The sequence below is a fragment of the Xylanibacter ruminicola genome, assembly GCF_900142525.1.
Lineage (GTDB): Bacteria > Bacteroidota > Bacteroidia > Bacteroidales > Bacteroidaceae > Prevotella > Prevotella ruminicola_A.
In genome coordinates, this window is the sequence record NZ_FRBD01000003.1 from 160,910 (window position 1) to 176,586 (window position 15,677).

14 protein-coding genes are annotated in these 15,677 nt (G+C 43.1%); 3 read left to right on the forward strand and 11 right to left on the reverse strand.

The features are described from left to right. Positions 1 to 49: 49 nt before the first annotated feature. Together BUB86_RS02990 and BUB86_RS02995 are read left to right on the forward strand one after the other, a co-directional pair. Entirely contained in the window at positions 50 to 655 is a 606-nt protein-coding gene (locus BUB86_RS02990) for a hypothetical protein (RefSeq protein WP_081373059.1), read from the forward strand. Further along, positions 655 to 2,844 (forward strand): type IV secretory system conjugative DNA transfer family protein, encoded by a 2,190-nt coding sequence (locus BUB86_RS02995; protein ID WP_073205143.1) that lies wholly within the window; start codon positions 655 to 657, stop codon positions 2,842 to 2,844. Before BUB86_RS02990 ends, BUB86_RS02995 begins: the two co-directional genes overlap by 1 nt. 24 nt (positions 2,845 to 2,868) lie before the next feature. Here the strand turns inward: BUB86_RS02995 and BUB86_RS03000 are convergent, their stop codons facing one another. Together BUB86_RS03000 and BUB86_RS03005 are read right to left on the reverse strand one after the other, a co-directional pair. Further along, the gene (locus tag BUB86_RS03000; protein ID WP_073205146.1) at positions 2,869 to 4,041 is read right to left on the reverse strand and encodes a pyridoxal phosphate-dependent aminotransferase; all 1,173 of its coding nucleotides are present in this window, start codon (positions 4,039 to 4,041) and stop codon (positions 2,869 to 2,871) included. Between the two features lie 4 nt (positions 4,042 to 4,045). Then, entirely contained in the window at positions 4,046 to 4,543 is a 498-nt protein-coding gene (locus tag BUB86_RS03005; protein ID WP_073205455.1) for a nitroreductase family protein, read from the reverse strand. A 95-nt stretch (positions 4,544 to 4,638) separates the two neighbouring features. Between BUB86_RS03005 and BUB86_RS03010 the strand changes: the two genes are divergently transcribed. Next, the gene (locus BUB86_RS03010) at positions 4,639 to 5,637 is read left to right on the forward strand and encodes a 2-hydroxyacid dehydrogenase (RefSeq protein ID WP_073205150.1); all 999 of its coding nucleotides are present in this window, start codon (positions 4,639 to 4,641) and stop codon (positions 5,635 to 5,637) included. A gap of 102 nt (positions 5,638 to 5,739) precedes the next feature. Here BUB86_RS03010 and BUB86_RS03015 read toward each other — a convergent pair whose 3' ends face one another. From BUB86_RS03015 to BUB86_RS03050, 9 genes are all read right to left on the reverse strand, one after another. After that, positions 5,740 to 6,681, reverse strand: a complete 942-nt coding sequence (locus BUB86_RS03015) for a hypothetical protein (RefSeq protein ID WP_139261347.1) — start codon at positions 6,679 to 6,681, stop codon at positions 5,740 to 5,742. Positions 6,682 to 6,691: 10 nt separating this feature from the next. Continuing rightward, positions 6,692 to 7,846 carry a leucine-rich repeat protein gene (locus tag BUB86_RS03020; RefSeq protein WP_073205158.1) on the reverse strand — a complete coding sequence of 385 codons (1,155 nt, stop codon included), beginning with the start codon at positions 7,844 to 7,846 and terminating at the stop codon, positions 6,692 to 6,694. Positions 7,847 to 7,863: 17 nt separating this feature from the next. Next, positions 7,864 to 8,433 (reverse strand): HAD domain-containing protein, encoded by a 570-nt coding sequence (locus BUB86_RS03025; RefSeq protein WP_073205162.1) that lies wholly within the window; start codon positions 8,431 to 8,433, stop codon positions 7,864 to 7,866. A gap of 92 nt (positions 8,434 to 8,525) precedes the next feature. Further along, a complete protein-coding gene (locus tag BUB86_RS03030; RefSeq protein WP_139261349.1) occupies positions 8,526 to 9,326 on the reverse strand; it encodes a hypothetical protein in 801 nt (266 codons plus the stop codon). Next, positions 9,323 to 10,126, reverse strand: coding sequence for an ADP-ribosylglycohydrolase family protein (locus BUB86_RS03035; RefSeq protein ID WP_254795079.1), 804 nt, complete (start codon positions 10,124 to 10,126; stop codon positions 9,323 to 9,325). Before BUB86_RS03035 ends, BUB86_RS03030 begins: the two co-directional genes overlap by 4 nt. A gap of 83 nt (positions 10,127 to 10,209) precedes the next feature. Continuing rightward, on the reverse strand, positions 10,210 to 11,613 hold the full coding sequence (locus BUB86_RS17825) for a DUF6804 family protein (RefSeq protein WP_317041752.1): 1,404 nt from the start codon (positions 11,611 to 11,613) through the stop codon (positions 10,210 to 10,212). A 14-nt stretch (positions 11,614 to 11,627) separates the two neighbouring features. Further along, positions 11,628 to 12,494 carry a nucleoside phosphorylase gene (locus tag BUB86_RS03045; protein ID WP_073205173.1) on the reverse strand — a complete coding sequence of 289 codons (867 nt, stop codon included), beginning with the start codon at positions 12,492 to 12,494 and terminating at the stop codon, positions 11,628 to 11,630. Positions 12,495 to 12,531: 37 nt separating this feature from the next. After that, a complete protein-coding gene (locus BUB86_RS17495; RefSeq protein WP_175549392.1) occupies positions 12,532 to 12,705 on the reverse strand; it encodes a hypothetical protein in 174 nt (57 codons plus the stop codon). Positions 12,706 to 12,836: 131 nt separating this feature from the next. After that, entirely contained in the window at positions 12,837 to 15,668 is a 2,832-nt protein-coding gene (locus tag BUB86_RS03050) for a M16 family metallopeptidase (RefSeq protein WP_073205176.1), read from the reverse strand. Between the last annotated feature and the right edge of the window lie 9 nt (positions 15,669 to 15,677).

Here is a 15,677-nt window from a genome sequence, read left to right on the forward strand (position 1 = left end):
ATTACTTTTATCCACAAAACCCGCTTTTGCAGGGATAGACCCTGGGCGTGTGGCGGCCATAGAGTTGGCCTCTGACCAGGCCAAAAAGGCGCTTAAGTCGCAAGAGAAGGCACAGCTGCTGATGACGACCGGCCATGCCTGGATCAAGGAGGAGGTGGAAGCAACGACGGACTTTCAGCGGGAGTTCAACGACTACCTGGATAAGTTCCATGACGTGCTGTCTATCGCTGCTGAGATCTATGGCATTTACTATGAGGTGACGCAAACCTCAAAGAATGTAAAGGCCTTGGGCGAAGTATTGTCGGACAGTCCGTCGAATGCCTTGGCCGTGGCGTTCTCGACCCGCAGGAATGTGGTTTATCGCAACATTGTGCGCACCACGCTCGATGTCATCATGGATATTCGCAAGGTGTGTTTCGAGAAGAGTAAGATGACGGAAGAAGAGAAAAACAAGGTGATTTCAAGCATCCGTCCCAAGCTGCGCACCATCAACAAACAGCTGCGCCAGCTTACCCTCACGCTCCGTTACACGTCGTTTCTGGACGTATGGAACGAGCTGATGGACCGGGCCTATTACCTGAATCCGGCCACCAAACATGATATCATTACCCGTTGTCGCCGCCAGTGGTGGAACAACGCCAAATCCGTAAGATAATGGAAGAGTCGAAAGAAATACAGAGTATATACAGCATATTCCGAGTCGTTATTTACGTCTCGCTGGTCATTGAGTTTTTCGAGTATGCATGCAACCCCGACTTGCTCGATTCGTTCGCCGGAGTCCTGACAGACATCCATGAGCGAATGGGACGATGGACGATTTATCAGCCGGGACATCTGGCCTACAGCAAGGTGGCCACATTGTTGCTGGTCATCATCACTTGCATCGGTACACGCAACAAAAAACAGATAGAGTTTGATGCCCGCAAGATGGTGTTTTGGCCTATCTCTATCGGGCTTATTTTGGTTATAGTATCGGTTTGGCTTTATTATACTAATATACTGGATTATAGGTTATTATGGTTTCCTGTAAATATATGGCTTTACATGATTGCTTCCATCGTAGGCACGGTGTGCATCCATGTGGCTCTCGACAACGTTTCGAAGTATCTGAAGGAGGGTCTGATGAAGGACCGATTCAATTTCGAGAACGAAAGCTTCGAGCAAAATGAGAAGCGGATCGACACGAAATATGGGGTGAATATTCCCATGCGATATTACTATCACGGCAAGTTCCGTCACGGGTGGATTAACATCAACAACCCCTTCCGTGGCACTTTCGTCGTGGGTACGCCTGGATCTGGTAAGACCTTCTCGGTCATCGAGCCGTTCATCCGTCAGCACTCGGCCAAGGGTTTCTCAATGGTGGTTTACGACTACAAGTTCCCTACCCTCGCCCAGAAGCTCTACTATCACTACCGCATCAACAAGGCGAAAGGCAGGACGCCTGCAGGCTGTCAGTTCAACATCATCAACTTCGTGAATGTGGAGTATTCGCGACGGGTGAACCCTATTCAGCACAAGTATATCGACTCGCTGGCGGCTGCTCAGGAGACGGCTGAGACGCTGGTTGACTCTCTGAACAAAGGTAAGAACGAGGGTGGCGGTGGCTCTGATCAGTTCTTCAAGACTTCTGCCGTGAACTTCCTCGCGGCCTGTATCTATTTCTTTGTAAACTACAAGCGTCTGCCCTACGACAAGGACGGCCACGAGTTGGTGCCGGAATACACGGAGGACAAAGAGACGCACCACAAGAAACTGACTGGCCGTGTGTTCGACCATAACGGCAAGGTGGTGACGCCTGCCTATTGGCTGGGCAAGTACAGCGATATGCCGCATGTGCTCTCGTTCCTGAACATCGACTATAAGACCATGTTCGAGATTCTGCAGACCGACCCTGAGATATTCCCGTTAATTGCGCCTTTCAAGTCGGCCCTCGACGGAAAAGCTATGGAACAGTTGGAAGGTATGATTGGTACGCTCCGAGTGCAGACCTCGAAGCTGGCCACCAAGGAGGCTTACTGGATATTCCACAAGGATGGTGATGACTTCGACCTGAAGGTGAGCGACCCCAAGAGTCCGTCGTACCTGCTGATTGCCAACGACCCGGAGAAGGAACAGATTGTGGGTGCCCTGAATGCTATGATTCTGAACCGTCTGGTGACGCGAGTGAACAGTGGACAGGGCAAGAACATCCCCGTTGACATCTGTGTGGACGAGGTGCCAACGCTCTATTTCCACAAGATTGACCGTCTGATTGGTACGGCACGAAGCAACAAGGTGGCAGTCATCCTCGGATTCCAGGAACTGCCACAGCTGGAAGCCGACTACGGCAAGGTGGGTATGCAGAAGATTATCACCACCATCGGTAATGTCGTGTCCGGCTCTGCCCGTTCCAAAGAGACGCTGGAGTGGCTCTCCAACGACATCTTCGGCAAGACAGTTCAGCTGAAGAAAGGTGTCACCATTGATCGCGACCGCACCAGCATCAATCTCAACGAGAACATGGACTCGATGGTGCCTGCCTCTAAAATCTCGGATATGCCCTCTGGCTGGATTTGCGGACAGGTAGCCCGCGACTTCACCCCCACCAAGACCGGCCGTCATGGCTCGATGAACATTCAGAAGTCAGAGGAGTTCCAGACCTCGAAGTTCTATTGCAAGACCAACTTCAATATGGCAGAAATCAAGGCAGAGGAAGAGGATTACAAGAACTACCCTCTCCCCATTGCCTACGATTTCAAATCCGTCGATGCCCGCGAGCGCATCCTATACATGAACTACAACCGCGTCAAGGCCGATGTAGACCAGCTCATCATCGAAGTGCAGCAGGAGTTTAAGAAGTAATGTGAGCTTCAGAATGGTGCCTAATTATGGCTGATAGCGTTTCGCCTTACTGTCAAGTTCCGACAATCGGTCAAGGGCGGCATTCAGCGTTTCGTCGCGCTTGGCAAAATGGAAACGGATTAGGTGATGCACATCCTCGCGGAAGAAACAACTGCCCGGGACAGCACCTACTCCGACATGCTCAGCCAACCACTCGCAGAAATGCAGGTCATCCTTTACCCCATATTTCGACACATCGAGTAACACGTAGTAGGCTCCCTGCGGGTCTGTGAATGTCAGACCAAACTGATGCAGCCTGTCGCAAAAAAGCCGTTTCATGTGTCTATAGTGTTGCTTTAACTCATCATAATAACTATCTGGAAAACAGAGTCCAACAGTGGCAGCTTCCATTAAAGGAGCAGCAGCGCCGACAGTCAGGAAGTCATGTACTTTCTTCACCCGTTCGATGATGAGTTCTGGGGCTATGACATAGCCCAGCCGCCAGCCTGTGATGCTGTAGGTCTTGGACAGCGAACTACAGGAAATGGTACGCTCCCACATGCCAGGCAAGGTGGAGATATAGACATGCTGATGGGGTGCATAGACGATGTGCTCATACACCTCATCGGTGATGACATAGCCGTCATACTTGATGACAATATCTGCTATCGTCTGGAGTTCCTCACGGGTAAACACCTTGCCACAGGGATTCGATGGATTGCATAGAACAAGAGCCTTTGCCCCATTCCTGAATGCATCCTCCAGCAGGTTGGCATCAAAGGAAAAAGTTGGCGGTACAAGCGGGATATAGACTGGTTCCGCTCCCGTCAGGATGGTATCAGCGGTATAGTTCTCATAGAACGGTGAGAAGATGGCCACCTTATCGCCAGGATTCACCACAGTCATCATCGCTGCCATCATCGCTTCGGTAGAACCGCAGGTCACGACGATATTCTTATCCGCATCAATCGGCAGTCCGGTCCAATGGCTCTGTTTCTTAGCCAATGCCTCACGGAAGTTCTGTGCTCCCCAGGTAATCGCATACTGATGCGGGCCGACATTGGCTATCTCTACCAACCGGTTAGTTATTTCCTTTGGCGGGTCAAAGTCGGGGAATCCCTGCGAGAGATTGATGGCACCATACTTATTGGATATGCGGGTCATCCGTCGTATGACGGAATCAGTGAAGCCTGCTGTTCGTGTCGATAATGGTCTCATACTTTCACTTCACAATATCATCGATGCCCTTGCGATTCTTTGGCTTCACTTCGTCAGCAGCATAACCCAAGGGAATAATCACTGCTGGTTCCTCGTTTTCGGGCAGCGCGAACAGTTCCTTACACATAACAGAATCGAAATTACATACCCAACAGGTAGCCAATCCCTGCTCAGTAGCTGCCAGACAGAGGTGTTCAACCGCAATGGCAATATCGATATCGCCATGATGCTTACCGTCTGCCCTCACCCACTCTTCATCATGCAGAATGGAGGCAACGATATACATTGGAGCCGTCTTGAACCAGTCACGGTTATAGCATTGCTGCAGCTTCGCCTTATCGTCCTCACCATTGACAATGTGGAATCGCCAAGGCTGTTTATTGACTGCTGAAGGTGCAAAACGAACACACTCCAGGATGTAGTCCAACTTCTCTTTCTCCACGTCGAGGGACTGATAGGCCCTGCAACTGTATCTGTTCTTAACAAGTTCCAAAAAGTTCATAAGTTCATAAACTATCATAAATAACAGGTGCAAAATTAATAAATCTCGCCCAAAATGCGTAAATTTGCTCAGTTAATACAACATCATTTAAGATTATGGCAATAAGAATAGCGTTTTTCGATGCGAAGAGCTACGATCGCGAGAACTTCGCCAAGGTGAATGAGAACTTCGGTTTCGACATTCAGTACTACAAAGAGCGTCTCAGCCTGAACACCGTTTCGCTGACTCAGGGGGCTGACGCCGTGTGCATCTTCGTCAATGCAGAGTGTGACGCTCGTGTCATTGAACGCATGGCAGGCTATGGCGTGAAGCTGATAGCCCTGCGCTGTGCCGGTTTCAACAATGTGGACGTACAAGCTGCCAAGCAGTTCGGCATCCGCGTAGTCCGTGTACCAGCCTATTCGCCTCATGCTGTGGCCGAGTATGCCGTCACGCTGATGCTGGCCCTGAACCGCAAGGTGTATCGCTCTGTCTATCGCACCCGTGAAGGCAACTTCCGCTTGGGTGGATTGTTGGGTTTCGATATGTACGGCAAGACCGTAGGACTCATCGGCATGGGAAAGATTGCCAAGGAACTGGTGAAGATCCTGCGTGGCTTCGGCATGAACGTGCTGGCCTACGACCTCTATCCAGATGAAGCCTTTGCCAAGGAGCATCAGGTAAAGATCGTGTCGCTCGATGAACTCTATGAGCAGTCGGACATCATCTCGCTGCACTGTCCGCTGACCAAGGAGACGCAGTTCATCATAAACAGCGACTCCATTACGAAGATGAAGTACGGTGTGATGATTATCAATACCGGTCGTGGCAAGCTCATCAAGACTGCCGACCTTATCGACGGCCTGCGCTCCCATCAGGTAGGCTCTGCCGCCCTCGACGTGTACGAAGAGGAAGCCAACTACTTCTACGAGGACCGCTCCGACAAGATGATTGACGACGACAAGCTGGCCCTACTCCTGATGATGCCCAACGTCATCGTCACCTCCCACCAGGCATTCTTCACCCGCGAGGCCGTGCATAACATCGCCCTCACTACCCTCCAGAACATCCTCGACTTCAGCGAGGGCAAGGAATTGGTGAATGAGGTGAAATAGTTCTGTTTATTAGGGATACCTACTTCTGAGACCCTCGCGGGACGAACCTTTTGTTAGGCCTCGTCCCGTTATAAGCTATTTACAATCGTCGAAATGGCTTCCCTATCTATTGATCAAATCCAACCAATAGCACGATTCTATTTCATACTGGGTCTCTTTCCCCTCCTTCTTTATCATCATTAATTGCTTTCCATCCTCATAAAACGAATCCCCAAACTCTATTTCTATGTTTCCATTCTTGAAAACATAATCCATCATATTTGCAGAACCACCTATATCAACATATCCTGTTGATGATATTTGGGGCTTTTCGTTTAGCTTATATCCTTTAGGGTAAACTGACAGTCTAAACTCTTCGTCACCTCTTATCTTGAATGCCTGAAGTTGCGGATAAGCCAAGGCGACCCCATCTTTATGGAAGTTATTCTCCTCCATAGTTCCCCTCGCTCTAATATCTACACGCACGATTGAGCCATCTGTTAAGTTCTTATAGCAACAGAATGGATACCAACCGTTTCCTCTTAATGATTCATGTAGACTTGCCATCTCTTTCTTAACCAGTTGGTCATATAGTGCTTTTTCTTGTGCAGAATAATAATTGATGATAGTCAGTGAATCATAGACCCACAAGGCATTGTCCTCTCCATAGCTGTAGCCTCTCCATCCATAGCTATGCCAGTCTGAGGCCCTTGATGATTTCATCCTGTCTCTGAACTTTTGATCGAAAATTAGGTCAAATCTCTTAACCATGTCGGAGGGACTGACTATATTATGCAGAGGATACCTTCTTTCAATAGGATAAATGGCTAATGCGGCCAGTGTCTTGGTATCGCCACTTGCAATGCTCTTCATAATGGCTCCAATATGTTCGGTGCTTCCCGATACATTTGGATCTCCATCAAATAGAGTCTCTGATTGCACATTGCTGTATTTCTGTTCTTGTACAACAATGCTATCTCTTTCAGCATTATCGCTTGATGCCTTACGAGCTCCACATGAAGTGATTACAAAACAAATCGCACCTATCAAAAATATACTTTTCATACCCATTATTTTAATCGTAAAATGAATGTCTAATCACCCCCAGGCCTTTAACGACATTAGTATTCTTGCCATATCGGAGTTCTATTTCCTTCGATGGATATTCCTTGCTTTTATGCTTAACTTTCCCGTCGAAGCCATAAGTGATGTCTTCAAAAGCAAAGTCCATTTCTGCCGAACATTCTGCCTCAGGAGTAGTGCATCTTGTTTCTGAAGCAACCGTGAAGCCATCTTTTTCTAATCTCCATGCAGCAACCCCGTTCACAAGTTTGGCTTTAAGCGTCTTTGTATCTACTTGATAGATGATAAGCGTACTTATCCATCCGGTACTATTGGCTAGAATATCACCAACCACATAGACAAATCTTCCATCAGGGCTTGCAAATCCAGATAGTCCAGCTGCCCCGTCATTCAGATAAACATCTGCATTAAAGTCGATGTCATAGTACTTGTCCTTGGAAGAATCATATACCATAAACCGATAACAGCTTTCTCCACGAGTAATGAAGAAATCACGATACAGTCCACTGCCCAGCGATTTCTTATAGACAGACATGTAACCGTTTTCCTCTTCTATTGCCTTGAAGTTTTTCCAACCTTCACTCTTCCTATATAACCCTTTGGTACCCTTGGGAACATAAAGGACACATGAATCCTTATTAACACCATCCATGCTGAATTCCTCAATATAGGGAGGCTTTAGATTTCCCAAATGCAATTCCCTTAGATGGTCATAATGATTAAAGCATCTAAAAGGAATGGTGTCAATGGAAGCATACAGATATACATATTCCAGCTTATGGCAACTCTCGAAAGCTGCCATTTCTATATGATTAATGGATCTGGGTACATACACTTCTTCGAGTTCTTTGCAACCCAAGAAAGCTCTTTCTTGTATATACCTGACTGTATATGGGATAGAATATGTTCCTCCCATCTTTATTCTTGGGAATCTGTATAATGTATCTTTCTTCTCCGAGAAAGACACCTCTGTCTGGTCTTTGTCATACCAATACGGACTCATCGGCTCTAATTCCACAACAGAATCAGTAGCCACGCTATCAGTCTCTATTGGCTGTTGACCTTGTTTGGTACTAGTTTTATTTGTGCAAGACAGATTGGTCATGAGCATTCCTGCTATAGTTATCAATACAATCCTTTTATTCATTCTTCCTCATTTGTTTGTTACACATTCGAGTTTGAGAAGCAGAAGTCCTCATGGCAAGAATTATCACTTCGCCAACCAAAGCAATTCTCCTTTTGCATGGAAAGTCTCTGATTTTCTGGACTATTAAGCAAGGCGATGGCCTTTTCTGCAATATCTTCATCAAGACCTACAAATGGATTTACGATTAGCAGTCTTGGGATCTGATGCTCATTAAAGTTGTTAGCCTCTAAGTCATCGATAATGATATACAGGCATTCTGTGCGACATTCTTCAATCCAAGCATCAATTTCATCGCCGCGATTACGTCTGTTAGGAGGTTCTGGAGTAACATCTGTCACAAAGCCTGGTAAGCCTCTGTCTTTCCACATATTCAGGAAATCCTGATAACTCATTAGGTATTTCCATGATGATGACACTACAATATCTGCGCCTGTCTCATCAATTATGTGCTTGAGATTCTTGATACAATTAGGGTCAAACACACAGCCATATTCATCGTTTCCTGGTTTCCCTTCTTTGGCAAGCACGTGGTCATAATATGCTGTGTCCATTACACCGTCAAAATCAAGGAATATCACTTTCATCATAGACTTATCACCTTAACAAGAGTTTACCAAATATCAATTCCACATATCTCTAATTGAATGTCAGGGAATGACACCATAGCACTTCTCCTTTTTCATTCTACAATTCTATTCTCAACAAGCTTTAATGAGTCATTGACCAACTTATATGTGGCAATATGTTCTTTTCCATCAGCCCACCATTCATGCTCTTCCTGCTTGACGACCTTTATTTTGGCTTCGTTACCGAAATTGTCACCTTCAAAATACTTCGCCCAGGTTTTATAGTATGAACAGCATCCCATCGTTTCATAAATATAAACCTCTTTCTTCTTGCGGTCGAACACAGTATATGCTGGTTGGACTTTGCCAAGACCTGATACGATATTGTTATAAGGCGGTTCGTTGTTGGCTTCAAGAATACCTGGACATGCTCCATTAAAATTGCCGTTTACCAAGTCGAAACAGGCATAATAATAACGATTGTACCCTTCATGCATGACAATGAATTCCTCTTCACTATCAAAGTTAACATCCATGAAGAACATTTCAGGAGCATCTTTAGAGCCTCCCAACGTGTCTAATTGGAGAATAGGAAAATCTATGTCCACATAGAATACACCTATAGAATCTTCTTCATATTGTCTAAGTTCAAAAGGAAGTTCATGAATTGCGCAATACCGACTAATCGAATCCCCTCTTTCAAAATGGACTAAATCTAATTGCTTGTTATGAATAAGGGATATTCGATATCCATTCTGGAGATCTTTGACAACAAACACTGCTGTGCTGTCACCAAAGAAGGAAAGGTCACATGGCGATAGAGTGTTAATCTCAACGCGGTCTTTGTCAGATTTACACATTGTAAATACAATAGCTGACAAAACGAAAATCAGCAAGTGCGCTATTCTTTTCACTGTCTACTTTTGACTAAATTAAGGAACCTGTCTTGTATTTCCCTCAGATCTTCTGTCAATATATTATTGCAGCGTTCCGCAATTACTTCAGGTATTGGATACATGCAAGCAGCAATGGCTCCAGCCATAGCTCCAATAGTATCAGAGTCACCACCAAGAGAGATGGCTAAGCGAATCACTTCCTCAAACGAATTACCTTCTAAGAAAGCAATGATTGCTTCTGGCGCACTCCCCTGACAGGAAACGTCAAAATCATATCCTGGACGAATCTCAGCAATAGTACGATGTAGGTTGTAACCAAAAGTCCTCTCCACATAATCCTTAATTTCTTGCTTCGATTTTCCTTGCTTACAAAGAAACACACACGTAGCGATTGCCTGAGCTCCTTTTACTCCCTCAGGATGGTTGTGGCTAACGGAAGCGGTTAGAGCGGCAAGGGCCAAAGCTTCATCAAGCGTCTTTGCATATAGTCCCACAGGACTTACACGCATTCCTGCCCCGTTCCCCCAGCTATTATAAGGTTGTGGATTATCTTCACATAGCCATCCTGCAAATCGCCCACCGTAACCAGCATTGGGATGATGATCACCAAGTTCCTGCATACAATATATCAAGTAATGAATGGTATGCGCTTCGTCTTCCAATAACCATTTTGCTACAGCCAATGTCATCACTGAGTCATCCGTGAAGTTACTTGCTCTACAGAACAACTCAAAATCTGTTGATTTTGTATTGTAAAATTCATACACCGAACCAATTATATCACCCGCCAGTGCACCTAACATCTTTGTTTTATTCATATCCGACTATTTTGATGCAAAAATACGAAAAACCTCTGAATAAAAAGAATGAAATACTATCACAAGCCTTGTGGAAACAAAAATCACTCCCACACAACCAGTTTCCTTGGCAGAGAAATTTTTTTCGTTTCTCCACGCTGTCCATCAACATAGTAGCTCCTTGCCATGTAGTCATCAAACTCGCCCAAAAAGGCTGCACGTATTCGAGCGCATTTCTCATTAATAGAGTTCAGCATGGGATTCGTCACGTCCTCAATACTTTGTATGGCTCTATCGGTTAGCCCCGACGGTTTTAATTTATTGTAGATTATGGTCAATTCCTCCCGATAGTCAGGCAATTGTTTGAATGCGATTCCTTCCGAATGCCTGAGGAACAACAGATATACAGCCTTTACCAGCGGTTCCATTTTAATCTCCATATTATTATAGTCAGGCAAAATGATGCGGAAGTCCTTTGTAATTACCATCCGACTTAAACGGTTGTCAGGGTGAATTAGCTGCTCTAATATATACTCTGCTATACCTCTTTGCCGTAACTTTGATATTCTCTCTCGTACCCCTTCAATCAGTTCGTCAGTTGTCTCATCCTCTCTCCCAGAGTCAAAGTCCAAATCTGTAGGTGGCTCAATAATATCATCCCAGCTACTAGCTTCCGATGATTTGTTTTCCAAATATCTGTCGTACTTCCCTTTTTCGACAGATATTTGTTTCCCTATTCTGTGAAGTTGGTCTGCCAATGGTTCACCACTCGTCGACGACAAGGGATAAAAACGATTTGTCGCCTTATCCTTGCCGTCTCTCCCTCGGTGAATGTTCTCAGTACGGATAAATCCTTGCTTTATTTTCTTCCTATCAGAAGGATTCTCCAAATACTGAAGCATAAAGTCGTTGCCAACAGCCACATCCGACAATTCTGCGTCACTCAAATATGGAGCCCTATATCGCAGAACACGCTTGTCCTTCAATTTTTTCAAGAGCAGCGGTAGATAGATAATTTGGAACCCTATCATCTGCCCCCAACCTTCAAGCACCTCAGGATGTGTCTCAAAGAGTTCTGTCAGAGCCTTGTCTTCCTCACTTGCCACATAAACAAGTTCCTTGGGCGACAACTTACCATTGAGTTTAAAGACTATCTCATTGTCTTCAAATGGTACTTGTTCTTGCGGTGAAAACTGCTGATAGCTAACTGTAACCTTTTTCAAATGTCGTCTCTCTAGAATAAACAATCCTATCAACAGTACTGCCACTAAAACATCTATCACATTCCATGTCACTCGTCCTAATGCAATCTTGTATATGGGCTGAAACAGCAGTGCTAGCACTCCAAACGTGACAGATGCTATAGCCTTCTGTCTCGTATAGTACTGATATGCCATCAAGCCAAATGCTACCATCGCCACAAATCGTACCAACATGTAATAGCCATATGGCATTGGAGCGAGGCAAAGCAGCATCAAGGCTGCAAGAATGAGATAGACCTGTTTCACTGTTGATAAAGAAATTAGATTCTATCCAAAACCAATTTTATTAGGGAATTAAAAGCTCTGTTTTCGCTTAAATTGGAAATACGCTTTGCATCATCAACAATGCAACACGAGATGGCTTTATGTCCCAACAATGAAGCGAGACCGGTTATCGAAGCCGATTCCATGTCAATATTACAAATATGGTACCCCCCGTACTCAAATGCAGCAAGTTTCTCTTTGAAATTTTCATCCTCTGAAGTTAGTCTTAATCCGCGGCCCTGGGGAGCATAGAAACCAATGCAGGATATAGTATAACCACACATAATGTCAGTTTGAGCAATCTGTTTCAAAAGATCTTCCTCAGTTGTAACAACATAAGGTGTACCCTTGATAGGATTCCAATTCATATAGTCCATAAAGCATTTTTCAAGTTGTAAGTCACAAACCTCATTTCTTCCAGCATAAAAGTTAAGAAGTCCATCAAGACCAATGTTCTTCTTCGAAGCTACTATTGTCCCTGGGGCAATTTGTGATTGTACGCCTTCGCTAATTCCAATGTTTACCATTGTCAGTGCTCGATGTTCGTCTTTCTCTTCACGAGTTTGATAATCAACATTAGCAAGCGTATCGAGTTCGTTGATTACTATGTCCATGTTTTCAGAGCCAAAACCATAAGACAAGCATGTAATCCTCTTTCCCTTATAAGTGCCAGTGATAGTGCGGAACTCACGACTTTCTACTTCACAATCTTTTGAATCAAAGTGTCCTGCGACCAATTCAACGGAAGCGGGATCACTAACAAGTACTATACGATCTGCTAATTGTTCAGGACGAACGTGAAGATGGAAACATGAACCATCTCCGTTGATAATTAATTCTGATTCTGGAAAAACGCGCTTCATAATCTTCAAATATTAAGTATTACATATAGAATAGTTGTCATTTTTTTCCAAATAGTCCTTTTAAAATGATATTTCCTATCTTGCGTTCAAGACCTGCCTTAGATGTTGGCACTCCAGTTTCGCGTGCGAGTTTTTGTTTTGCTTGTGATATACCCAAAGCTCTCTTCCATGAGAAACTTAGTCCTGGGATAGGGGTCGAATTCTTTGCCATAATTATATCTATTTGTTTTGATGCAAAAATACGAAAAAAAATCCAAAAATGATGCGAAATAACCGCATTATAATCAAAAAAACAAATAAAAAGGTAAAAAAATGATTTTATTACGCTTATTAATGTCTTTTTTAATACTGTTCACCTATCATTATAGTTTCACAGAAATGACTATTTGCTTGTATCTTTTTTAAGTAAGAGACAACTTCATCTAAAGTCATGGCCTCAATTGTCTTTCGCCTATTTGTATATAAATCGATATTTCTATGTTCTTTTTGCCATATGGCATCGAGCCAAAAACCATTTTTCATTCTTATCAGTTCGTCACATGATTTTAACATACTTTCTTTGGCACTAATAAACATCTCCTGAGTGATATTGTCTGGAAGATCTGCAAATCCCTGCTTCATCATTAACAAAACTGAATCACATTTTTCTGATTCCATTGAACAATCTGCAGAAAAACCTATCTGGCAATCATCTTTTTCACCACGAATTAGATAATAGTCAGCACTACAATCATAAGTAGAACTATTCTCTTCCCTTATAGTTTTCTCATATAACCTATTTAGGAGTTCGCTAATTATACATGATTTCATCCTGTTTTCAAGTGTAAATGGTAGTTCTTCAGTAAACCATTCCATAGACACCATAGACTTGGGTGTATCCATTTTACGCTTGAAGTGGCAATAAGTATCCTTTTGTAACCAGGTCTTTATGTAATTTCCTCTTTCAACTGTTTTCCTCAATGGTAGAGACGCAAGATATTGCTCTACAAGTGGCCGGATACTCTTTTCGTCATAATTCCCTACAAATATGAAGGTATAATTAGATGGGCAAGAAGTTTGCTCTTCAATTATTTTGTGAATACGATCGAGATTAGCAGCCCGTAAAGCATCTTCAGTTAATAATTTGTATCTTGGATGATGTCCCTTTGTAGTTACATATACAGAATCAGAAAAAGCACTTTCAGGATCAGACTTGCTATTAACAATTGACAAGCGTAATTCCTCTATTGTTTTTTGGTACTCTTTTGGATCATCACTTATATTTGTGAAATCTGCGTGTATCATTTCCATCAATGTGGCCAGATCATTGGGATTTGCACTACCTGTAAAAGTAAACATCCTTTGGGTAATATCATGACTAAGATTTACACGTTTCCCTGCTAACAGTTTGTTACATTGAGAAACAGAAAGCCCATTATTCCCAAATGTAACACGACCAACCATCATAATATTGGTGTCATCTTCAGGACCATACATTGTCCATCCCCCATCACCATATGCTTTAAACAAAACTTGGCTGTTTTCAATATTTGTATGTTTTATCAGAACCTTTGCTCCGTTGCTTAACGTCAATTTAGTATAATCAAGAGCATTGCAGTATTCTTCCTTTATAATATTCCCTTTCGGTGGCACAGATGACAATAGCTTTGCATCTGCCATATCATTAGTATATGGTGTAATAACGGCATTACGTCCTGTCATCAAGGACAGATATAGTTCTTCTTGTGTTGGATAACAAGTACTATCCTTATCTATCGTCCAACAACCAATTACCATATTATCATTTTTATCCGGCAACAATTCTTTCATCCTCTGATTTATTTCCAGGAGTGAGGTTGTCAGAACAATTTCCTTCATAATGCTAACATAATCTTCGATAGAAGACATTTCATAGCCATGAAGATAATTTTCATATAATTCTGAGGTAAGAGATACATTCGTTCTCTTATCAGCTTTCATTAGAAGATTGTCATAGCTTGATATTTCTTCTTTCTGAAATCTATCATACTCATCTTGGTTGAAACCAAAAAACGCTGCTCTGCGACATTCGACAAGCATATCGGTCAGGGCTTTCATCTGCATCCCATCTTTTGTTGATGCAGATAATCCAAAAGCAGCTTTTGTTGATGCCATAAAATAGTCATCGTCACTAGCCGATGCCGAAAGATAACTGCAAGTGTCTTCTAATGCGAGGTCTTCATATCGTTCGTTTAGCATACTAATTGCAGCATTGGTTTTGAAATTATCGCGCAAGTAGCCTACATATTTTCTATCATCAGGAGTATATGCTCGATGCTTAAACATTATAAAAACGGAATTGTCTTGGAGCTCTTTATCTTTATCAATAGAATAAATTATGCCATGATGATCTTCTACCTTTTCCTTATTAATGACTCCTGTAGATGTCTTCGAAACAATAGTCCCAAATAAATCCTTTATTTTTTCTTCGATATAATTAACATCAACATCACCGACGACTACAACACACTGAGACGATGGAGTATACCATTTTTCATAGTAGTCTCTTAATTCTTGGTGGTTGAAATTATCTACGACATCCATCAAACCAATCGGTAAACGGCTACCGTACCGTGAATCAGGGAATAATATTGGGAGCTGCCGTTCATAAATTCTTGATATTGCATCACGTCCATTACGCCATTCTTCATGGACTACGCCACGCTCTTTTTCTATCTCGATAGAATCCAAAGTAAGGGCATTAGCCCAATCATATAGTACTATTAAGCAACTATCAAGTTTTTCTTTACCTACACTAGTTGGCACATCATCAATATTATAGACAGTCTCTTCAAAGCCAGTATAGGCATTCATTTCGCCTTTACTTAATCCTAAACTTCTACTAAATCTGTCAACGTCGTTCCCTTTAAAGTGTTGAGTGCCATTAAAACACATGTGTTCCAAAAAATGAGCCAATCCACGTTGGTTTTCCTCTTCTTGGAGACTACCAACTTTTTGCACTAGATAAAAACATGCTCTATTCTCTGGCCAGTTGTTGTGTCTTATATAATAGGTAAGTCCGTTTCCCAGTTTCCCAATTATTGTTCGATTATCTATGGGTATTAGTCTTGTAGTATCAATATCTATACGAGGTGCACCATATGCACCCCATACAAATATAATCTGAAATAACAGAAATACTAACCACTTGTTCATTATTGTTCA